Consider the following 21,821-nt stretch of genomic DNA (forward strand, 5'->3'; position numbering starts at 1 on the left):
CCGCATGAAGGAGCCGTTGTTCGAACGCTGGGCCACAGCGGGCTGGAAGCCCGGCGCCGGGGGCGCCCGCCCCCCCCCCCGGCCCCGCGCCCCGGGGGGGGGGGCGGGCGGGGGGCGCCCCCCCGCCGCCCCCCCCCCCCCCCCCCCCCCGGGGCCCCCCCGGGGGGGGCGGGGCCCCCCCGCGCCGGGCTTCCAGCCCGCTGCGGCCCAGCGTTCGAACAACGGCTCCTTCATGCGGACCACGTTCGGGTCGGTGATCCGGGTGCCGCTGAAGACGCGGGCTCCGTCGCGATGGAGCAGGTACTCCGAGCGCAGGACGCGGGCGTAGGCGGTGAGATCGTCGCGCCAGCCGTCGCCGGGTGGGACCGCGGCGAAGGCGCTGCTCACGCGGCGCATGACCTCGGTGGCCATCTCGTCGAGCAGCTCCTGCTTGTCGCGCACATGCCAGTAAAGGGCGGGGGCGCGGACGTCGAGCCGGGAGGCGAGGGCGCGCACAGTGACGGCGTCCATGCCCTGGTCGTCGAGGAGCTCGAGCGCCGCCGTGATGATCCGCTCCCGGGTGATGCCCTTGGTCATATTGACAATTTAACACTGTTAAGGGACGCTGACCATGGCATTGAACTTAGTTAAGGAGAATCCGATGCGTGCTGCGGTTGTCACCACCCCCGATACGTCACCTGTCTGTAGCGACTTCCCCGAGCCGGCGGTCCCGCCCGGTCACGAGCCGCTACACCTCGTCGGCGCCGGCCTGCACCACATCGTTCGCGGGCTGACCACCGGGCGGCACTACGGCCACGGGCAGATGGCGTATCCGCTGGTGCCGGGCATCGACGCGGTCGCTCGCACCGGCGACGGACGCCTGGTCTACACCGGATACGCGCGTCCGCCCTTCGGGACGATGGCCGAGCGGCTGATCGCGCCCTTCCAGGTGGAGGTCCCGGCGGGCGCAGATCCACTCGCGATCGCCGCAGGTATGAACCCCGGCCTCTCGGGCTGGATGGTCCTCACCGCGCGGCGCAAGGAAATGGGGACGTTGGGCACCGTGCTGGTACTGGGCGCCACGGGAATGTCGGGCAGCCTCGCAGTGCAGGGGGCATTGGCGCTCGGGGCCGAGCGGGTCATCGCCGCCGGGCGCGATCCGGAGACGCTGGAGCGGCTGCGCGGTGCGGGAGCGACGACCGTGTCGCTGGCCCACGACGGGCCCGACGGCATGGAAAAGGCCCTGGCCGATGCGGTAGGCGAGACGTCGCCCGGTCTCGTACTGGATTACCTGTGGGGGTCCGTCGCCGAGGCCACCTTCGCCGTGCTGGGCCGCAGCGGCGAGGACACCGAGGCGGACACGGCCTACGTGCAGATCGGCTCGCTCGCGGGCGTGGCGGCCTCGCTGCCCGCGGACCTGCTGCGCAGCCGGCGGATCCGGATCACGGGGAGCGGCGTCGGGTCGCGGTCCGCCGAGGAGATGCTCGCCGAGGCGCCCGAGGTCATGGCCCGCTTCGCCGACGGGTCCCTGCAGCTGCCCTACACCGTGTTCCCGCTGAGCCGGGTCGGCGAGGCGTGGGCACACACCGGCCGCAGCCGCGCCGTCATCGTGCCGGATTGAGCCGCCGGTCCCTCAGAACGTGATCGGAGAGAGGAAAGCCATGCAGAAGAGGGCACTGGTGGTGGGGCTCGGGATCGCGGGGATGTCCGCGGCCATCGGGCTGCGCCGGGCGGGCTGGACGCCGGTGATCGTCGAACGAGCAGCCGACCGCCGGACGGGGGGCTATTTCATCTTCATGTTCCCGGAGGGTGTGCAGGCCGCGGCCGACCTGGGGATCGCCGAGCACCTGCACACCCGCAACCCGGAATGGCGACCGGGCGGGAACTCGTGGTCGGTGGATCGCCGGGGCAGGCGGAAGCCGGCGCTGGGATTGCTGGACGCGCCCGGCGGGCTGGCAGCGGTGCTGCGCGGCGATATCGAAGCCGCGTTGTGGCAGGGGATCACCGGCCAGGGGACCGAGGACGCGGTCGAGGTGCGTTTCGCGACCACTCCGGTCGACATCACCGAGGCCGCCGGCGGGGTGCGAGTCCTGCTCGAGAACGCCGGCACCGGCCAGCGGTACCGCGAGGACTTCGATCTCGTGGTCGGCGCGGACGGGATGCGCTCGAGCGTGCGCCGGATGGTGTTCGGTCCGGACGAAGACTACCTGGCGAACTGGAAGGCGATGATCTGCGCGTTCCAGATGACGGAGCAAGTGCCCTCCTTCGAGGCGAGCGACAGCGTCATGGTCACGCGCCCCAAGCGTGCGATGTGGGTGTTCGGACTCGCTGACCACGCGCCCTGCGCATGGCTGACCTACCGCACCGAGGACATTCCGGACCGGTTCGCCGGACCGTCGATCGAGCAGGTGCGCGCGGCTTTCTCCGGGATGGACGACGACCCCGTGGTGCGCCACGTCCTGGACTCCCTGGACCGGGCCCCCGACCACGTGTTCGACTCGATCCACCAGGTGAAGATGCCCCGGTGGAGCACGGGGCGGGTCGTGCTGGTGGGGGACGCGGCCTGGTGCATGAACACCTACTCGGCCATGGGCTCCTCGTCCGCGCTGCGCGGCGGCGCCGCACTGGGCGCGGCCCTGCGGGAGCACCCCGGCGACCTCGCCGCCGCGCTGGACGCCTGGGAGACCGGCCTGCGTCCCTACATCACCCGCCAGCGGCGCTCGGCACGGATCAAGCAGCAGCGGTTCGTCCCGTCGAGTCGCCCGGTCCAGGTGCTGGTTTCCGGCGTTCTCGAGCTGGTCCGCAGGGTCGTCCATCGTCGGCTGGCAGCGGAGTACACCGCGGCGGCGGCCGCCCTCCCGTCCGGCGCGACGCGGTGACGGCCATGCGGAAGCGGGCGTTGGTGGTCGGGCTCGGGATCGCCGGGATGTCCGCGGCCATCGGACTGCGGCGGGCCGGTTGGACGCCGGTGATCGTCGAACGGGCGCCCGAGCGGCGTACCGGGGGCTATTTCGTCGGGCTGTTCCCGCAGGGCCGGCAGGCCGCGGTCGAGCTGGGCATCGCCGACGATCTGCACACCCGCAACCCACAACGGGCCGCCGGTGCGCATTCGTGGTCGGTGGATCGCCGGGGCAGGCGCAGACCGGCCCTGGGATTCCTGGATCAGCCCGGGGAGCCGGCAGCGGTGCTGCGCGGGGACATCGAAGCCGCGCTGTGGCAGAGCATCACCGACGTCGAGGTGCGGTTCGGGACCACTCCTGTCGCGATCACCGAGGGCTCTGCCGAGGTGCAGGTCCTGCTCGAGACGGCCGACACCGGAGCGCGGTACCGCGAGAGCTTCGACCTGGTCGTCGGCGCGGACGGGATGCGCTCGAGCGTGCGCCGCATCGTGTTCGGCCCGGACGAGGACTATTTGACCACGTGGAACGCGATGATCTGCGCCTTTCAACTGAAGGAGCAGGTGCCGTCGTACGAGGCGAGTGACAGCATCATCATGGCGCGCGCGAAGCGGGCGGTGTGGGTGTTCGGGTTCGCCGACCACGCACCCACCGCACTGCTGACCTACCGGACGACAGACATCCAGGAGCAGTTCAGCGGGTCACGGGTCCAGCGGCTGCGCTCGGTCTTCTCCGGAATGGACGATCCCGTGGTGCGGCACGTCCTGGACTCCCTGGAGGAGGCTCCTGACCACCTGTTCGACTCGGTGCACCAGGTGCGGATGCCGCGGTGGAGCAGGGGACGGGTCGTGCTGGCGGGGGATGCGGCGTGGTGCATGAACCTCTACTCGGGCATGGGCGCCACGTCCGCGCTGCGTGGCGGCGCCGCATTGAGCGCGGCCCTGCGGGAACACCCCGACGACCTCGCCGCCGCGCTGGACGCCTGGGAGACCGGCCTGCGTCCGTTCATCACCAAGCACCAGCGCACCGCGCGGCTCAAGCAGCAGATGTTCGTCCCGTCCAGCCGCCGGGCCGAGGTGCTGCGGTCGGTCCTCCTCGGTCTGGTCCGCAGAATCCGCGGCCGTCGGCCGGCGGCGGGGGCGGACGGTCCGCGGACACGCGCGCTGTCCGGCACGTCGCGGTGAGAACGATATCCGCGGCGAGGAGGGCACAGAGCTGATCGCCCACTAGCCCGCCATGATCGGAGGTTCGAAGGCGGCCCAGTTGTGCAACTCATAGACCTGCCCCGTTCTGCGCACCTCGGCGGCACCCCGGCCGGGGAAATGCGCCGGCACGACCAACGCACCGGTATCGGCGGCCCGGCCGAGTAACCGGGAACGCGTTGCGCGCGCTTCGGCCTGGTCTTCACAGAAGCAGCTGTTGGCCGCCGGCTCGGCCACCTGGACCGGGCTGTGCAGGAGGTCTCCGACGAAGAATGCCCGGTCCGTGCCGGAACTCAGCTCGAGAACCGACGATCCGGGCGTGTGCCCGGGCGCCGCCGTCAACGTCAGGTTCCCGTCGACGGTGTACCTGTCCTCCCACAACGTCGCGAGCCCCTGCTCGAGGATCGGTGCGACGCTGTCGGCGAAGACGAGGTGGCTGCCCCGGCGACGCAGGCGGTCGGCGTCGGTGTACACCGGGGGGCGGCGGTGTTCGTTCTCGGGATCGAAGTAGTCGCGGTCGGCGCGGGGAATGAGGTAACGGGCGTTGGGGAACGTCGGTGCCCACTCCTCGTTGTCCAGCCGGGTGTTCCAGCCGACGTGGTCGTAGTGGACGTGGGTGTTCACCACCAGGTCGACGTCCTCGGGCTCTACGCCGGCGCGGCGGAGATTATCCAGAAACGGGGTCTCGAGGTGGTCGAATTGCGGAATCTGAGGACGTTCCCGGTCATTGCCCGCGCCGGTGTCGACGACGATCGTGCGCCCTTCGCTGCGCAACACCCAACTCTGGATCGCGCAGTAATACGCGTCGTCGTCCGGGTTGCGGAACTCCGGGGCCAGTGCCGCGCGGCCTTCCGGGGTGCTGTCGGGGACGAAGGCGCTCACCGTCTTGATCGACCCGCTCCACTCCACCACCCGGGTCACCGTCACATCTCCCAACTGGATCGTGTCGCCGCTCATGCGCCGACCACCGCCGGCGGGCGAATCGGCGCTCCGGTGGCGCCCACCACGTTGAGCGGTGCGCCGATGAACAGGAATTCCGCGGTGCCGGCGGACGCCGGCGTCTCGGACAGGGTTTCCAAAGCCATCACCTCGATCAGATTGATGCCGGGTACACCGGAATCGTCGCCGACGTAGGGCCGCGAATGCGTACGCGCCGTCGAGCGCAGTCATTGTGTCCTCCGAGCATCTGAGAAGAGCGAGTATGCGATCCGGCGAGATACGATGGCTTGATTCGGGTGGATTCGTGCAACAGGAAGTTCGGTTAGATGATTTCCGTGCATCCGGTACTCGACGAGAAGGAGCTGCGGCTACTCCACGGTCTCCAGGTGGCTCCCCGGATATCGTGGGCGGAGGCCGCACGCATCCTGGGTACGACCGCGGCCGGCGAAGCCGCCAGGTGGGCCGAGCTGCGGGAGCGCGGACTCGCGTGGATCACGGCCCACCCGGGTGGCAGCTATCGGCGGGTCACGCTCGCCTTGGTCGAGGTGGACTGTTTGCCAGGCGCCCGGCGGGCCGTCGTCGACGCCGCGTGCGCGGACCCGCGGGCCGTCACCGTCGAAGAGTCGACGCGTGGACGGGATATCCTCCTCACCGTCATCACCGAGGATCTCGCCGCGCTCGCCCGGTACGTGCTCGACGATCTCGAGACGCTTCCCGGCGTGGCGCGGCAGCGGACCTTCGTCGCAACGGCGGTGCACCGGCACGGCAGTCACTGGCGTCTGGATGCGCTCAGCCGAGCGGAGGAATCCGCTTTCCAGGCGGCGGCGCGCGCACCGGCTCGGGGGCCCCGGGCGCCCCCCCCCGGGGGGGGGGCGGGGGTAGGGGGGGGGGCCCGCCCCCCGGGCCGCGGCCCGGCCGCCCCCCCGGGGGTCCGGGTGGCCGTTGATCGAGGCGCTCGCCGCCGACGGACGCAGCACTGCGGCGGACCTGGCTCGCTCGACGGGTCGGAACCCCGCCACCGTGCGCAGGCAGCTCGGCCGGCTGCTCGCCTCGGACCTGCTGTCGTTCCGCTGCGAACTCGCCTCGGAAGCCTCGAGCTGGACGGTGAGCAGCACCTGGACGGCGCGTGTCGAGCCTGCGGACCACCGCAGGACCGTGGCAGCGCTCACCACCTTGCCGGAGTTGCGGATGTGCGTTTCGACCACCGGCGACGCCAACCTCGCCATGACCTTTTGGACCCGATCACCGCAGGACATGCTTCGCATCGAGCAGAAGCTCGGCGAGCAGCTGCCGTGGCTTCGGCTCCGGGACAGCGCGATCAACCTCCGCACGCCCAAACGCATGGGCTGGCTGCTGGACGGCGCCGGCCGAGCGACCGGTACCGTGATCCCGCCGACTGCGCTCGCGGCGTACTGAGCCAGCCGCGGTCGTGCGCATCGATTTCCAGCGCTTCTCGAGCAACATCGGATAGATAGCCCTGTGGGGTTCCAGAAGCCGGCCCCGACCGCGCACAACTCGTTGTGATCTCCTACCGGATCGGTCCGGTAGGCGGTGTCCCCCACGGCGGTGCCGGTACTAACCGATCGTCAGGCTCGACGGGGCGGGCGTCTCCAACCGGAAGGCCGTACCGCTGTGGCTGCGCGTCTCGCTGCGGTGGCGGCCGGGCGTGCGTCCGTGGGCCCGGGTGAAGGCGCGGGTGAACGCCGGCACCGACCCGTAGCCGACCGCCTCGGCGATCGTCTCGAGAGAGTCATGGCTGTCGCGTAACCGCACGGCGGCCAGATCCATGCGCCAGTTCGCCAAATACGCCGCGGGAGTGTATCCCGTCGCGGCCGGGAACCGGCGGGCGAGGGTCGCACGGGAGACCGAGATGGCTTCTGCGAGCAGCGAAGTCGTCCAGGGAACGGCCGGATTCGCGTGCAGATGCCGAAGTGCTTTGCCTATGACAGGGTCGTAGAGCGCACCCAGCCAGGTGCCGAAGCACTCAGGGGGGTTCACCGCGAGCCAGGCGCGCAGCATCTGCACGAGCACGATGTCGACAAGGCTCTTCAGTACGGCAGGCGTGGCGAGCTGCGGATAGGCGAGTTCCCGGGCGAGCATACGCACCGTATCGGTCAGTCCCGGCGTACCCGCCTCGGCCCGCACGTGCACGAGACCGGGTAGTACGGTCAGGATCTGGGTGAGCGCGGCCGGGTCGCTGTCGTAGTGGATGGTGACGATCCGCGTGGTCGCGGGCGGGGACCCGAGGCTGATCACCTCACCGGTACCGCGCCCGCGCGCGGCCACATGCTCGCACCGGCCGCGTCCCGTGCCGCCTGTGTTCGTGGGGTCGTCGGTGAGGCCGTGCGGTGTGCCGGCCGGCAGCAGGACCACGTCGCCGGCCGCCAGTTCCGCCGGTTCACGGCCGGCGACCGTGAGCCAGGCACTGCCCGCGGTCACGGCATGCAGGGCTGCCCCGGGATAGTCGTCCAACGCGATCGCCCATCGGCCACCCGCCTCGACACGGGTGCTCAGGGCCCCTTTGACGCCGGAGATCGCCAGGGCGTCGCTCAGTGGATCCACAAGGTGACATTAGCACTGGGTGAGCGAGGCAGATGATCAATCATCTGAGCCATACAGGCATGGCCTGTCTCACCGGTTGCTACATACGGTTGCGGAGTGCCGGGACGCACACCCGGCATCACCGAGAAGGAGTCACCATGGATTACCGCAGCAGGCCAGGCCTCGAGATCACCGTCGCGGACGGTGTGGCCACCGTGTCGCTCGATCACCCACCCCTCAATCTGATGGACGGCGTGCTGCTGCCCTCCTTGCGTGGGTTCGTGCATCACGTGCGCACCGATGCCGACGTTCGGGTGATCGTGTTCCAGAGCGCCGATCCGGAGTTCTTCAGCGCTCACGGCGATATGGCCTACCTCACCGACCCGGACGCCCTGCCCGCCGCCACCCGGGCCGCGATCGACGCCGCGCCAGGCGCCGTGATCCCCGAGGGCCTGAACGTCCTCCAGGCCATGGGAGCAGAGGTCCGCGACCTCCCGCAGGTCACCATCGGCAAGGTGGCCGGTTTCGCGCGTGGCGCCGGCAACGAGTTCCTGATGTCCCTCGACATGCGGTTCGCCGCGATCGGCAGATCGGGTCAAGCCCAGCCCGAATCCACCCTGGCGATCCTTCCCGGCGGCGGTGGCACGGTGAACATGACCCGTCTGCTCGGCCCGGCCCGGGCCCTGGAACTGCTCATCGGTGGCCAGCTCGTCGGCGCCGAGGTGGCCGAGCGCTACGGCCTGGTGAACCGGGCCCTGCCCGCCGACGAGATCGACACCTTCGTCGACACCCTGGCCCGCCGGATGGCCGGAGTGCGCCCCGAGGTCGTCGCCGCGATCAAGGCCACCGTCCGCGCCGCGGCCCCGCCCGCGCCCGACCAGGCCTACGTCGTCGAAAACGCCTCCCTGTACTCGCTGTTCACCGAGGACATGGTCGAGAACGCCCGGAAGCAGCTGGCCGCGGGAGTGCAGACCCGTGCGGGCGAGCGGGATCTCGAGGGGCTCGTCGACAGTCTCTCGCCTGGTTTCCGGCCCGTGGTTCGAGGGTAGGGCAAGAGCGGGTGGTCCGATATTCGCCGGTCTGGCGTCGAACTGCACCCAGTTGGGCGCCACCGGCGGTCCGACCGGCACGTACTCGATCCGCCGGGCCGGTCTCGGTGATGCAGGCGGCACTCGACCGCACCGATACCGGCGAACAGGATCCAGGTGTATGCGGCCTGGACGCCGGTGACTCCGACGTGGAGTCAGCCGGCCGGTGGCCGGTTTCCGGCGACCGAATGGGGTCGTAGCGCTCGGCCTTGCCGGTGTGCCGCGGCGTGCGGGGCGTGATCGCTGGTGGCGGGCGCCGAGAAGCACTGTCGCGCAGGTGCGAGCGGTGTAGCAAGCACCGGTGTCGGTGACGGCCGATGTCGGTAACACTGCCGATGTTATGCCCTTCGCCGCAACGCAGTTGTGGAACCTGCGGTGGTTCGCCGATACCGCCCGCCGCAGCCCGGGAATGTGTGCGCAGAGGGAAATGCATCTAGCGCAACCGGTTGTTCATTGGGTTGTATCTGTGCTTGACTCGAGTAGCGGACCGATCGCCGGCACACCTGTTCCCCGCCGGTCCTTCTCGGTTCACACACATCGCACATTCGAGGACAGCGTAGAGATGATCCGGAACTGGAAAGAAACATCAATCGTCGGAACCAACTGTGACCTGCCGGTTCTGGATACCGTCGACGTTCTGGTCGTGGGCGGCGGCGCTGCTGGTGTCGCGGCCGCGACGGTGGCGGGTGAGGCCGGCGCCAGCGTGGCGCTGGTCGAAAAGTACGGATTCTGTGGTGGTGCCGCCGTCGCCGGGATGTCCGGAACCATCTGCGGAATGTACGCGGCGTCGGAGACGCCCGGTTCGCCCGTGCAGGTTGTGCAGGGCTTTTCCCAGCGGTTCTCCGTCGGATTGACCGAACGAGGTGGTCTGACAGCGCCGCAGATGTATGGCAAGACCTGGACCGCTGCGCACGATCCGCTGGTCTGGCGCGAGGTTGCGGAATCGATGCTACTCGATGCCGGCGTGCGAATTCTCTTCCATACCACCGTGGTCGGTGTGATCATGGATGGGGCGTCCTACGGCGGGGTGGTGGTGGAGTCGACTGCAGGTCGCTCCTTGATTCGGGCGCGGCGCACGATCGACGCCTCCGGTGATGCGGCGGTCATCGCCCGCGCCGGCCACCGATACACATACGGGGACAGCGGACGTATTCAGAATCCGACGATGTTCTTCCGCGTCGCCGGTGTCGATATCGACCGCTTTCTCGACTTCTACGGTCACGACACGATCTGCCCGCCGGAAGTGTCCGCCGACATCGTCGCCGCGCGAGAAGGGGGGCTCGATCTTCCCCGGCAGAAGATCTGGATCTTCCGGACACCGCGCCCGGGGGAGTTGATGGTCAATGCCACTCGTCTGGTCGGGTTCGACGGCCGCATGCTCAACGTCGTCGACCCGGTTGATTTCACCGAGGCGGAGATCGGAGGACGTCGTCAGGTCCGCAGTTATGCCGAATACCTGAAGCTGCGGATACCCGGATGCGAGAACAGCTACGTCGTCGACACCGGCACGGAGGTGGGGATCCGGCAGACCCGCACGATCGCGGCGGTGGAGCGGCTCGCCAATACCGATGTGCTCGAGCATCGTAAGCGCCCCGACGGTATTGCGCGGGTGCCCTGGCCGATCGAACTGCACGACGGTGACGCGCCGAAACTGCACTGGATTCTCGACGACTTCTACGAGGTCCCGTTCGGCGCGCTGATTCCCGAGGTGGGGGACAACATCATCGTTGCCGGCCGCTGTCTGGGTGCCGAGCACGAAGCGCTGGCCTCTGCTCGGGTGACCGCCCAATGCTTCGAGTACGGGCATGCGGCAGGGGTTGCGGTGCAGCAGTCGCTTCAGCGTGATGTGCCCCTCCGGGAGATCCGCGGCGAGGCTGTCCGCGAGCAGATGGCGGCCAACGGCAGCGACCTGTAAGGCGCCGGCGCGTGCGCTGCAAAAGGTCTGGGCGGCCTCCACTCGGAGACCGCCCAGACCTTGTTGTACGGGTGTGGCTCAACGGCCGGTGAATCGGGCCGGCCGTTTCTGAACGAATGCGGCGATGCCCTCCCGGCCGTCCTCGGAGGCGAACAGCTCGAAGAGCAGGCCCTGCTCCAAGGCGTAACCGGGTCCGCGGTTTCCGGGGATCGCTGCCGCGGCATAACCGACGGCCTTTTTGATGGCCGCGATCGCCAACGGGGATCGCCCGGCAATGTCGGTGGCCAGTGTTCGCGCGGTCTCGGTCAGATCGTCGAGAGCGCAAATCTGGGAGACGATGCCTGCCTGAGCGGCCTCGGCAGCGCTGAGGCGGCCCGCGGTCATGATCAGATGACGCGCCCGGTTCGGGCCGATGAACTGGGGGAGGCGCTGGGTCCCACCCCAGCCCGGCAACAGGCCGAGAGAGACTTCCGGCAGGCCGAAGGATGCCGATTCGGCTGCGATCACGATATCGCAGGCGAGGACGATTTCGAATCCGCCGCCGAGCGCCAAACCGTTCACTGCGGCGATCACGGGCTTGTCGAAGGTATCGATCCGGTCGCACAAGTCGTTGCAGGCGTGCGTGAACGCGGCGAACCGAGCGGCATCTGCCTTCTCGTACTGGGCGATATCGGCGCCGGCGGCGAACGCCTTCCCGCTGCCGGTGACCACGACGGCACGTATATCGGGATCCTCGGTGACCGTGTCGAGGGCCTCGTTGAACTGCTGGACCATTGCCGAATTGAGGGCGTTGAACTTCCGCGGCCGGTCCAGGGTGATGGTGGCCATGCCGGCACCGATATCCAGCACGATGAAATTTTCCTCAGTTGTTGTGGACACGAACAACTCCTTCCTGTGCGAGTGCGTCGATCTCGTCGTCGTTGAGCCCGAGTGCGCTCAAAATGGACTCGGTGTGTTCACCCAGAGCGGGCGGCAGGGTGCGGGCGGCCGGTGTCCGGCCGTCGTAACGGATCGGGTGAGCCAGTACCTTGACCGGCCCGCTGCCGGGGTAATCGAATTCGAGAAAGCTGTTGTTGTGCAGCACCTGCGGGTCATTGATGACGGCTTCGTAGTCATTGACGGGGGCGAACCAGACCTTGTGCTCGGTGAAGCGAGCCGCCCACTCCTGGGTTGTCCGCTCGGCGAGGTGCCGAGAGATCCGTTCGTTGATCTCCTCGCGGCGGTTGTACTCGTCGTCCGCGGCGATCGTGGTGAACCAGTCGTCGCCGAACGCCTCGGCCAGGATCGACGGGGCGGTGATCGACACGGTGATGTGCCCGTCCGCGGTGCGGTAGATCCCGTAGGGCGCCTTGTAGTAGCGCGACCCGATGCCGGTCGGACTCGGCTCACCGCGGAAGCCGTTGAGATAATAGGAGAGCGGTTCGATCTGCAGGTCGAGGGCGGCGTTGAGTAGATTGCTCTCGACTTTGCATCCCTTGCCGGTGCGTTCGCGGCCGAGGAGGGCGCCGAGTATGCCGAACGCACCCAGGACCGCACCGTGCTGATCGATGACGGAGGCGCCCACCGCGGTGGGTGACGAGCCGGCGCTGCCGGTCGCGTGCGCGAGCCCGGACAGCGACTGCAACAGCAGATCCTGGCCCGGCCGGTCGCGGTACGGACCGGCGGAGCCGTACCCGGACAGCGAGCAGTACACCAGCTGCGGATTGCGGGCCGACAGTTCCTCATAGCCGAACCCGAGCCGCTCGAGGGCGCCCGGCCGGAAACTCTCGATGAGCACGTCGGCGTCGTCGATCAGCTTCAACAGAATCTGCTTGGCCTTCGCGGATTTCAAGTCGATCGACAGACTCCGGACGTTCCGATTGCCGAGCAGGAAGAAGACGCTGGCATCGCCGACATAGGCGTCGGGCCCGGACCAGCCGCGCTCGAATGCCCCGGCGGGAGATTCGATCTTGACTACTTCGGCACCGAGGTCCGCGAGCATCTGCGTGGCCGACGGTCCCTGCAGGAAATGGGTAAAGCTGACAACGCGAATTCCGGACAGCACGGACCCTCCCGAGCACGAGTGTGAATGACCCGCTCGCATCGACCTGTGCGCGCTGCGAGCTCTGGATCGGTTGGTAACCCCGACCGTGTCTCGGTGCGAGGCGGTTGATACCTGAGGCAGTTAAGCACGGCAGCATCGTGTGCGCAACCGGTTGTTCACTGGACTTGGTGCTCTCTGTACAACGTCGGGTGCGGGGAACTCGGTCGCTGGCCGAGGTGCGGAAAGCCCGCGTGCCACCTGAGGCGATATCGTGGTGCGTGCCCCGGGTCCCGGGCTGTCGTGACGGTACCGGCACTCGTCGATATCCTGCTCTTATACTGGATCGTGATGGTGAGTCTCGATAACGTCGCACGCGCCGCCGGCGTGTCGAAATCTGTTGCGTCCAGGGCGCTCAACGGCGACGTCAATGCCCGGATCCGAGAGGAAACGCGCACTCGCATCCTCGAGATCGCCGATCAGCTCGGATATGTCCCGAACCGGCGCGCCATCGCACTGCGCTTCAATCGCTCCGGCGCCATCGCGCTGATCGTCCCGGACCCGAGCAATCATGTCTTCGCCGAGATGCTGGCCGGAATCCAGCAGGTTGCCACCCCGGCGGGGATCGATGTCCTCGTCGGCAATGTCGACCATGCGCCGGAGGGTCGCGATGCCGTACAGCGCCTGCTCAAGCAGGGGCGAGTCGACGGCATTCTGATCCAGCGCCGCGAAGACTTCGATGACGACGAGCTTCGTGAAGTCGTTCCCGAGGGCATACCCACTGTTTTTGTCAACTGCCGACTCGACGACCGGATCGGATCGGTGATCCTGCCGGATAGCGAAGGTGTCCGTATCGCGACCGAACATCTGATAGACCTCGGTCACCGCGACCTCGGCTTCATCGGCGGGTCCCCCTTGCACGACGCCGCCATCCGTCGCCGAATCGGTTTCGAGGAGACACTGGCGTCCCACGGCCTGGTGTCACGGCCGGAATGGGTACAGGAGTTCGGCTGGGAGGCTCCCGATGGGGCGGCCGCGGTCGATGCCATCCTCGGTCGGCCCGATCGTCCGACCGGACTGGTGGTGGCGAGTGTGAACGCTGCCGTGGGGGCGCTCTCTCGGCTACAGCGTGCGCAAGTGAAAGTGCCCGAGGAGATGTCGATCGTCGGGATCCACACCACCTGGGTGTCGGAGACGGTATTCCCGGCCATCACCACGGTGCGGATGCCGTTGTCGAAGATCGGCAGCCGGGCCGCCGAGATGCTTCTCGGGTATCTCGACGGGGGAGCGCTCTCCGATGTCACCATCGACGATCCCGCGCCCGAACTGCTGGTACGCGGTACCTCAGTTGCTCCGGCGAAGGCGTGACCCGGAACCGGTCGGCCTGATCCGGGACGCGAAACTTTCTGTTCTCGGCGCGGAAGCGTCTGCGGTGGCCGGGGTTTGCGCAGTTGCCGGGCCGGGTTCGACCCGGCGGATTCGATGGTGACATGCCGCTGCCCGGTGCGGGGCCCCGGTCCGTTCTGAGGTGGCGTAAGCGCCGCTGTGCGCTGTGCGCTTTTACTTTCCATGCGGGCAATCCTCGTCGCGAGTGCGGGTGCGACAAGTGAACAACCGGTTGCGCAACGGGCCGGTGGGTGCTTTACTTGCCGCATCCGCCTTGTGACCGAGACCACCGTCAGGCGTCCGATCCCGCTCTTTCCGAAGGAATGCAATGAATCCTCCCGAGCGAACCTCATTGGCTTCGCAGTCGACCGAGGCGCCCCAGCCGTCCAGCCGCGGCTTGGGCAAGGTAGTCGCCGCCTCGATGGCCGGAACTGTCGCGGAATGGTACGAGTTTCTGCTGTACTCCGCGGCTTCCGCGCTGGTCTTCGGCACCTTGTTCTTTCCGGAGACCGACAATGCCCTCGATGGTGTACTCAGTGCACTGCTCATCTATGCGGTCGGATTCTTCGCCCGTCCTGTCGGCGGTGTGGTGTTCGGTCTCTACGGAGACAGATTCGGCCGCAAGAAGCTGCTCCAGGTCAGCCTTCTTCTGGTCGGGGTCTCCACGTTCGGCATGGGCTGCCTCCCCGGATTCGACAGCATCGGCTATTGGGCGCCGGGGCTGCTGGTGATTCTCCGCTTGATTCAGGGTTTCGCGGTCGGCGGCGAATGGGGTGGTGCAGTTCTGTTGGTCAGTGAACACAGCTCCGGCCGACGCCGCGGATTCTGGGCGAGCTGGCCACAAGCGGGGCTTCCGCTGGGGAATCTCGTCGCGACGGTGGTTCTGTCCGTGCTTGCCTTCGTCCTGCCGGAATCGGCGTTTCTCGGTTGGGGCTGGCGACTGGCGTTCTGGCTCTCGGCAGTCGTCATCGTCATCGGCTACTACATTCGCACCCAGATCGAGGACGCGCCGATATTCAGGGAGTCGCAGAAGGCCGAAGAACAGCGCACCGAGAACCGGTCCGGTGTGTCGCAGGCGATCCGGCAATATCCGCGGCAGATCGCCATCGCGATGGGGCTACGTGTCGCCGAGAACATCCTGTATCAGATCGTAGTGACCTTCTCGATCACGTACCTGGCCTTCAAGGTGGAAATGGAGATCGAAAATGTCCTGGTGGTCATGCTGATTCCGCATCTTCTGCATTTCCTGATTATTCCGGTGATCGGCGGGCTCACCGATCGAATCGGGCGCAAACCTGTTTACGCGACCGGCGCGCTGCTGATGGTGGTGTGGGCATTCATTTCTTATCCCTTGATGAATACGGGAAGCATCGCGCTCGTGATCGTGGCGCTGACACTCGGACTGGCTGTTCATGCGTTGATCTACGCCCCGCAGGCTGCGATGATGTCCGAGATGTTCCCGACGCGGATCCGGTATTCCGGGGTATCGCTCGGCTATCAGGTGACTTCGATCTTCGCCGGTTCGGTCGCGCCGTTCATCGCGACCTACCTACTGCGGGAATATAATTCGTGGACCCCGATTGCGATCTACCTGGCAATCGCGGCGTGTATTTCGATGGTCGCAATTTCGGCCGCGCGCGAGACCCGGGGGATTTCCCTGCACGATATCGACGCGCGGGACCGGGAGCGATTTCCGTTGAGTGTGGACCAGCAGCGCCGATAGACATCCCGTAGCGCGCGAACCGTTCGATTGCAACGAAAGCCCCTCGCTTACAGAGGGATTGGCGGAACAGCACACGCACGCAACGTTGCGACAGTGCACTCTCACGACCCTCTCGGGATAGCCCGCGTGGCCATTTCGACTGCAATACAGGAGGTAACCATGCCCATCGACCCACCTGTCTCCACCACGGGTGACGTATTGCCGGACAGCGATCGCGGCCGGCCCGGCCGGCTCAGAAGTCGCTTCGTACCCGGCACAACGCGGTGGGCTGTGCGCCGCGCCCAATGGACCGCGCTCGGGCGGTCGGTCGAGGATCAGGGAAGACCGCAGATCGCTATCGTCAATACTTCCTCACAGCTTTCTGTCTGTTTCGCCCACCTCGACGATATCGTCGAGGTGGTAGCCGAGGCGATCTGGGAGGCCGGTGGCCTGCCGCTCGAGATACGAACCGTCGCACCGAGCGATTTCGTCACCAGCGCCGGACGAAAAGCGCGATACCTCCTTCCCACCCGCGATCTCATCGTCAACGATGTGGAAGCGGCGGTGGAAGGGGCCGTCCTCGACGGAATGGTCTGCCTATCGTCTTGCGACAAGACGGCGCCCGCTCATCTCATGGCGTCGGCACGACTGGATATTCCCTCTATTCTGGTCATCGGCGGGTATCAACAAGGCGGCACTTACGCAGGCTGCTCGGTGGATATCGATACCGTCTACGAATCTGTCGGGGCCGTCCAGTCCGGTGAGATGACCGTCGAACAGCTCGGGGACCTGGCCGATGCTGCGATTCGAGGGCCGGGTGTCTGTGCCGGTCTGGCCACCGCGAACACCATGCATGTCCTATCCGAGGCCCTCGGAATGACGATGCCCGGGTCGGCGCCCATTCGAGCGAACTCCGATCGGATGCGCGAACGCGCTGCTGCTGCCGGCACTCGGATCGTCGAAATGGTCGCCGAAGGACTCACCGCCCGAAAAGTGCTGACCGAAGCCGCGATCGAGAATGCCGTCGAAGTAGCGCTGGCTCTGGGAGGGTCGGTCAACTGTATTCGTCATGTCGCGGCGATCGCCAGTGAAGCCGACCTCGATATGGATGTTGTCGCCACATTCGAGGAGCGTGCACGATCCGGCGTCCAGCTCGCGGCAATACGGCCGAACGGTACCGACCAGGTGTGGGATCTCGAGCGGGTAGGGGGCACTCGAGCCGCGATGAAAGCCCTGCTTCCACGCCTGAACGGCACAGCGTTGACCGTGACCGGCGACACTGTGGCGGAGCGGGCCGAGACAGCACCGCGCCCGGACGGCACAGTGTTGCACGAACTCTCCGATCCTGTTCGCAACGAGAGCGGGTTGCTGATTCTTCGTGGTTCGCTTGCTCCTGACGGGTGCATCGTCAAAGTCGCGGGCGTCGGTGACGCACGCCGCCAGTTCTCGGGCCCGGCAAAGGTATTTCTGGGCGAAGACCAGGCGATCACGGCTCTCGGTGACCGGGGAATCGTGCCGGGTGATGTCATCGTCCTTCGCGGTATGGGGCCACGAGGTGGCCCGGGCACGGTATTCGCGGCCGGCTTCGTGGCGGCTCTCAACGGCGCGGGGCTCGGCGGTCAGGTCGCGGTGGTGACGGACGGCGAACTGTCAGGGCTCAATCACGGACTGGTCGTCGGCCAGGTCATGCCCGAAGCCGCGGACGGGGGGCCACTCGCCGGCGTGGAGCCCGGTGACATTATTTCCATCGATCTCGACAAACGCACGCTCGATACGGACCCGGTCCGCCCGGGAGCGCCCGTTCATTCCGGCACCCCGGGCCGCGACCGCGGGTGGCTCGGCCAGTATGCCCAGCTGGTGGGTCCCATACAGCAGGGTGCGGTCCTGAGACGTCCGGTTTCGCAGTAGGCGTCGAGAAAGGAATCGAGACGTTGTCGAATACCTCAACTCAACCGCGGAAAGCCGCCATCGCCGCCCTCGTCGGGACGGTGCTCGAATGGTACGACTTCATCGTGTACGGCACTGCCGCCGCGGTAGTTTTCAACACACTGTTCTTTCCGTCCGAGAATCCGCTGGCCGGGACCCTGGCGGCCTTCGCCACCTACGCTGTCGGGTTCCTGGCCCGGCCCATCGGAGGGTTGATCCTCGGTCGGTTGGGTGACCGCGTCGGTCGCAAGCGGATCTTGGTTTCGACCCTACTGCTCATGGGCGGTGCGACGACGGCGATCGGCCTACTGCCGACGTATGCGACGATCGGTATCGCCGCGCCCATCCTGCTCATTGTCCTGCGCCTGATCCAAGGATTCGGAGCGGGCGGTGAGTACGCCGGCGCAGTGGTGCTCTCGGTCGAGCATTCGCCAGCCGGCAAGCGCGGTCTTGCGGGGGCATGGGCGCCACTCGGCTTCTCGATCGCCACTCTGCTTGCGAACGCCGTCTTCTATCTCTTCCTGCTCATGCCCGAGGAACAGTTCGAATCGTGGGGGTGGCGGATTCCGTTCCTTCTCGGTTCGGTGTGCGTTGTCGTCGGCTACCTCATCCGGCGCCGAGTAGAAGAGCCGCCCGCCTTCGAGAAGATGCAAGCACACCGCACGGCGCCACCGAAGCTGTCGCTGTTCGCGGCCTTCACGCGGCATCCGCGCAGCTTCCTCATCGTTGTGGGTACGCGGATGGGAGAGAACGGCTTCGCCTACCTTCTGCCCGTCTTCGGTGTCGCCTACGTATCCACGACCCTCGGGTTGGGCAACTCGGTCGCGTTGTGGGCGGTGATGATCGCCTCGGCTGTTCAGTTGATCACTGTGCCGTTCTATGGTGCGCTGTCCGACCGAGTCGGCCGGAAACCCGTCTACATCGCCGGAGCGGTCGGGTCCGGTCTGTGGCTCGCACCTTTCTTCATGCTGACCGGGACAGGTTCGACGGGCGCGGTGATCCTGGCCTTCGCCATCGGGCTGGGATTCGCATACCCCGCCATGCTTGCCCCCCAAGCCGCCTGGTACGCCGAACTGTTCGATACAGAGTTCCGGTTGTCCGGCTTTGCGTTCTCACGGGAAGTCGGCTCCGTTCTGGCCGGCGGATTGGCTCCGTTCATTGCTACCGCCCTGTTCGCATGGACCGGGTCGTGGTGGCCGATCGTCGGATACATGGCAGTGCTGGCGGTGATCGCACTGTTGGCACTGTGGATGGGGCCGGAGACGTTGCACCGCGATCTGGACACGGCCGATGTCGAGCCGATAACCGATGTCGAGCCGATGGACGAGGCCCGGACGGTGCGCTGATCGGCCTCACTACCGTTGCCGCGGCCGGCTTTCCACCGGGCTGCCGGGCCACGGCTACCGAGGCCGGCGCTGTCGGTGAACTCGCCGCCACACCCGGCCGGGCGCAGGTCCGCGTGCCCGGCTCGGGTGCCGGTGGGCGTCTGATCGGTCCACTGATTGCCACCCTTCCTTAACTTAGTTAAATTGGTGGCCTGGGGTGGGGAACCACCCGGGATCGAATCGTGGCGGCAGCGCTGAACTGCCATCCGTAAAGGAGCTTTCGTGGACACCGCGCCGGACACCCACCTTCCACCGGGCACGACACGACACAGACGGTGGAACAAGCGCCTCGCCGCACAACTCGCCGCACTCCTCATCGGGAATCTGATGGCGGATACCGTGCTCGTTGCGCCGCTGCTCTTCCTCCCGCAGATACTCGAGCACTTCCAGACCGATCAGGCGGCCTGGATCAGCTCGAGCGCGGTGCTCGCCGGTGCGTTATGGGGCCCGCTGCTGGGCCGGAGCGCCGATCTGCGCGGCAAACGCCGGATGCTCGTCATGACGCTGCTCATCGGCTGCGCCGGCTCCGTCCTCTGCGTGATGGCTCCCAACCTGCTGGTATTCACCCTCGGACGCCTGGCCCAAGGCGCCGTCATCGCGTCGGTCTTCCTGTCTGCCACGATCGTCCGCGAACTCTGCGAACCACGGATCGCGATGCCCGCGGTCGGGATCGTTACCACCGGCACCGCAGTGCTCAACTTCGGCGCCGCCTTCGTGTACGAGAATTTGGTCGCCGAGCTAGGCTTCCGCGTCGTCTTCGTGACGGCAGCCGCACTCGGCGGCGCCGCCGCCGTCGCCGTCCGCGCCGTCATCCCCGAATCCACGACCAGGACGCCCGGCCGGCTCGACGTCGGCGGGGCCCTTCTGCTGGGCGCCGGCCTGGTCGCGGTGCTCGGCTACATCAGCCTGGGGCCGGAGATCGGCTGGTTCGGTGTGGTCCCGTCCGCCCTCCTCGGCGCCGGTCTGGCCGCACTGGCGTACTGGGTACGGCACTCCCGGCGGACGGCCGATCCCGTGATCGATATCAGCCTCCTCGGGCGGCCCCTCCTGCTCACGCTGCTAGTCATCGTGCTCGCTACGGGAGCGACGCAGAGCATGGACCAGCTCCTCGGCCTGATCGCCCAGGTCTCGCACGAGCAGCAGCTCGGCTACGGACTCGACGCCCAGGGCATGCTGGGGCTGCTGTTCGGGATTCCCGCCGTCGGGGTCGTCGTCGGTGGAGTGTTCTCGGGCTGGCTCGCGACCCGGCTCGGACCGGCGGCGACGCTGGCCGTCGCCACGACGGTCGGCGCTACCGGCGCCGCCGGGATGTTCACCGGGGCGTCCTGGCTGCCCGCAGCGATCGCCTGCTCCTTCCTGCTGCAGTGCACGATGGGTGCGCTCCTGACCACCGGCTTCAACCTGGCGGGGACGCTTGTGCCGGCCGATCGCCAGGCCGCGGTCTCGAGCATGGTCTCGGTCGTGGGCGCGTTCGGCTCGGTGGTCATGACGTTCGTGGGTGCCGCCGTGCTCTCGTCCACCCGGACGATCGTCGACGGGGCGGCGGTGAACTCCGCGACAGGCGTGTACAGCTACATCGCGGTCGCGACCGCCACGCTGGCCACCGCCACCGTGCTCGCCGTCGGCCTGACCCGCCGACGATCCTTTCGGGACACCGCCCCCGATGGCCGGCCGTGCTCATGAGCGCGGTGAGCGTCGCTGATAGCGCCGATAAACCAGTCACCTTGCGGCCGGCGGATCCCGTTCGTCGTCGATTCCGCCGTTTTCGTCATGTCGCTGAAAGGGCGGCGCGGAAGCAGTCGTGCTGCCCCGGACTTGGTCGGCCACCACCGCACGGCGTGGCAGGTATCGGCATACCGGTCGGGCCGACCGACGTGTGACGTCGGGATCCCGGCACCGGTCACAGGAGGTCGGTGAACTCCTGTGTGCCGACCACGGTGAGCAGGTCCAGCTTGTCCGCGGAGTCGGTGCCGGTGGCCGGGGTGAACCAGAGCAGCCGTTGCCGGCCGTCTTCGCTGAACAGATTGAGGCAGTTGACTTCGATCAGGCCGAGAACCGGGTGGTTGATACGTTTGCGGTCGTTTCGCCGGAATGCCACCTCGTGAGCTGTCCAGAGCGCCGCGAACTCGGCGGAGCAACTCAGCAGCTCGGAGATGAGCGAAGCCGCTTCGGAATCCGCGGCGGAGCGACGGCCGGCGGCGGCCCGCAGATCGGCGACGAACGCCCGGGACTGGGTCTCGTGGTCACTTTCGGGGTAGAGCCGCCGGGCTGCGGGATCGGTGAACCATCGGTACACAAAGCTTGCCGCCATGCCCTGCCAGCCGGACTGATCGCCGAGCAGCGCGACAGCCGCAGCGTTCTGCACCAGCGTGACGTGCAGGTCGGTGATCACCTGGGCGGGCGTCGCCGTCAGCCGGGTGAGCAGGTCGACCATTCCTGGATGGACGTGCGAACTCGTGGTCCCGGCGCGCGGCAGCGGACGATCGGCGAGGTGATAGATGTGGTCGCGTTCGTCGGCCGTCAGCCGCAAGGCGCGCGCCAGTGCCGCCAGCATCTGTTCCGACGGCTGCGACCCGGCCCCGCGCTCGAGTTCGTTGTAGTAGTCCACCGAAGCTCCGGCGAGTTGGGCCACCTCGTCGCGACGGAGCCCGCGCACGCGCCGTCGCGGCCCGGGCACGAATCCGACCTCTTCGGGCCGGATGCGCTCGCGCCGGGACCGCAGGAACGCACCCAGCTCGGCATACTTCGCGACGTTCATGATTTCCAGTCTGCGGCATGCCGGGCCGGCGACACAGGGGATGACGTCCCCTCGTACCCGCCGCCCGCGCCGCCGATAGTGAA

Annotated in this window: 18 protein-coding genes and 1 pseudogene; 12 read left to right on the plus strand and 7 right to left on the minus strand. The window is 67.5% G+C overall.

What is annotated here, in order from left to right; genetic code table 11:
- On the minus strand, positions 1–576 hold a 576-nt coding region (locus QH276_RS02770; protein ID WP_280406587.1), incomplete at its 3' end, for a TetR family transcriptional regulator.
- Positions 577–640: 64 nt separating this feature from the next.
- Here QH276_RS02770 and QH276_RS02775 point away from each other — a divergent pair.
- The 3 genes from QH276_RS02775 to QH276_RS02785 are packed head-to-tail and all read left to right on the plus strand — an operon-like array spanning position 641 to position 4,060.
- Positions 641–1,600 carry a zinc-binding alcohol dehydrogenase family protein gene (locus QH276_RS02775; protein WP_280402508.1) on the plus strand — a complete coding sequence of 320 codons (960 nt, stop codon included), beginning with the start codon at positions 641–643 and terminating at the stop codon, positions 1,598–1,600.
- Between the two features lie 40 nt (positions 1,601–1,640).
- Entirely contained in the window at positions 1,641–2,858 is a 1,218-nt protein-coding gene (locus tag QH276_RS02780; protein ID WP_280402507.1) for an FAD-dependent monooxygenase, read from the plus strand.
- Between the two features lie 5 nt (positions 2,859–2,863).
- Complete coding sequence (locus QH276_RS02785) at positions 2,864–4,060, plus strand: FAD-dependent monooxygenase (protein ID WP_280402506.1); 1,197 nt, start codon at positions 2,864–2,866, stop codon at positions 4,058–4,060.
- A 42-nt stretch (positions 4,061–4,102) separates the two neighbouring features.
- On the opposite strand, the gene QH276_RS02790 is transcribed toward QH276_RS02785, so the two are convergent.
- Entirely contained in the window at positions 4,103–5,035 is a 933-nt protein-coding gene (locus QH276_RS02790) for an MBL fold metallo-hydrolase (RefSeq protein WP_280402505.1), read from the minus strand.
- Positions 5,032–5,163, minus strand: coding sequence for a hypothetical protein (locus tag QH276_RS02795; protein ID WP_280402504.1), 132 nt, complete (start codon positions 5,161–5,163; stop codon positions 5,032–5,034). Before QH276_RS02795 ends, QH276_RS02790 begins: the two co-directional genes overlap by 4 nt.
- A gap of 180 nt (positions 5,164–5,343) precedes the next feature.
- Here QH276_RS02795 and QH276_RS35320 point away from each other — a divergent pair.
- Positions 5,344–5,703: pseudogene (locus tag QH276_RS35320) on the plus strand (Lrp/AsnC family transcriptional regulator); the annotation flags it as partial.
- Positions 5,704–5,959: 256 nt separating this feature from the next.
- A complete protein-coding gene (locus tag QH276_RS02805; protein ID WP_280406589.1) occupies positions 5,960–6,433 on the plus strand; it encodes an Lrp/AsnC family transcriptional regulator in 474 nt (157 codons plus the stop codon).
- 159 nt (positions 6,434–6,592) lie between these two features.
- Here QH276_RS02805 and QH276_RS02810 read toward each other — a convergent pair whose 3' ends face one another.
- Positions 6,593–7,579 carry an AraC family transcriptional regulator gene (locus tag QH276_RS02810; RefSeq protein ID WP_280401876.1) on the minus strand — a complete coding sequence of 329 codons (987 nt, stop codon included), beginning with the start codon at positions 7,577–7,579 and terminating at the stop codon, positions 6,593–6,595.
- A 137-nt stretch (positions 7,580–7,716) separates the two neighbouring features.
- Here QH276_RS02810 and QH276_RS02815 point away from each other — a divergent pair, with 137 nt between their 5' ends.
- Both QH276_RS02815 and QH276_RS02820 read left to right on the plus strand, forming a co-directional pair.
- Positions 7,717–8,607: an enoyl-CoA hydratase/isomerase family protein gene (locus tag QH276_RS02815; protein WP_280401877.1), complete on the plus strand. Its 891-nt coding sequence runs from the start codon at positions 7,717–7,719 to the stop codon at positions 8,605–8,607.
- 601 nt (positions 8,608–9,208) lie between these two features.
- Positions 9,209–10,561 (plus strand): FAD-dependent oxidoreductase, encoded by a 1,353-nt coding sequence (locus QH276_RS02820; RefSeq protein ID WP_280401878.1) that lies wholly within the window; start codon positions 9,209–9,211, stop codon positions 10,559–10,561.
- A 78-nt stretch (positions 10,562–10,639) separates the two neighbouring features.
- Here the strand turns inward: QH276_RS02820 and QH276_RS02825 are convergent, their stop codons facing one another.
- On the minus strand, positions 10,640–11,440 hold the full coding sequence (locus QH276_RS02825) for an enoyl-CoA hydratase/isomerase family protein (RefSeq protein ID WP_280401879.1): 801 nt from the start codon (positions 11,438–11,440) through the stop codon (positions 10,640–10,642).
- Positions 11,424–12,605: a CaiB/BaiF CoA transferase family protein gene (locus QH276_RS02830; protein WP_280401880.1), complete on the minus strand. Its 1,182-nt coding sequence runs from the start codon at positions 12,603–12,605 to the stop codon at positions 11,424–11,426. The genes QH276_RS02825 and QH276_RS02830 overlap by 17 nt, the downstream gene beginning before the upstream one ends.
- A gap of 279 nt (positions 12,606–12,884) precedes the next feature.
- Here QH276_RS02830 and QH276_RS02835 point away from each other — a divergent pair, with 279 nt between their 5' ends.
- The 5 genes from QH276_RS02835 to QH276_RS02855 all read left to right on the plus strand — a co-directional run bounded on the left by QH276_RS02835 (position 12,885) and on the right by QH276_RS02855 (position 20,663).
- The gene (locus QH276_RS02835; protein WP_280401881.1) at positions 12,885–13,949 is read left to right on the plus strand and encodes a LacI family DNA-binding transcriptional regulator; all 1,065 of its coding nucleotides are present in this window, start codon (positions 12,885–12,887) and stop codon (positions 13,947–13,949) included.
- Between the two features lie 346 nt (positions 13,950–14,295).
- Positions 14,296–15,690: an MFS transporter gene (locus QH276_RS02840; protein ID WP_280401882.1), complete on the plus strand. Its 1,395-nt coding sequence runs from the start codon at positions 14,296–14,298 to the stop codon at positions 15,688–15,690.
- A gap of 159 nt (positions 15,691–15,849) precedes the next feature.
- Positions 15,850–17,577, plus strand: coding sequence for a dihydroxy-acid dehydratase (locus tag QH276_RS02845; protein WP_280401883.1), 1,728 nt, complete (start codon positions 15,850–15,852; stop codon positions 17,575–17,577).
- A gap of 23 nt (positions 17,578–17,600) precedes the next feature.
- The gene (locus tag QH276_RS02850) at positions 17,601–18,941 is read left to right on the plus strand and encodes an MFS transporter (RefSeq protein WP_280401884.1); all 1,341 of its coding nucleotides are present in this window, start codon (positions 17,601–17,603) and stop codon (positions 18,939–18,941) included.
- 261 nt (positions 18,942–19,202) lie between these two features.
- The gene (locus QH276_RS02855; RefSeq protein ID WP_280406590.1) at positions 19,203–20,663 is read left to right on the plus strand and encodes an MFS transporter; all 1,461 of its coding nucleotides are present in this window, start codon (positions 19,203–19,205) and stop codon (positions 20,661–20,663) included.
- A gap of 217 nt (positions 20,664–20,880) precedes the next feature.
- Here the strand turns inward: QH276_RS02855 and QH276_RS02860 are convergent, their stop codons facing one another.
- A complete protein-coding gene (locus tag QH276_RS02860) occupies positions 20,881–21,738 on the minus strand; it encodes a helix-turn-helix domain-containing protein (RefSeq protein ID WP_280396717.1) in 858 nt (285 codons plus the stop codon).
- Positions 21,739–21,821: the final 83 nt, after the last annotated feature.

This window comes from Nocardia carnea, assembly GCF_029869215.1.
Classification (GTDB): Bacteria; Actinomycetota; Actinomycetes; order Mycobacteriales; family Mycobacteriaceae; genus Nocardia; species Nocardia carnea_B.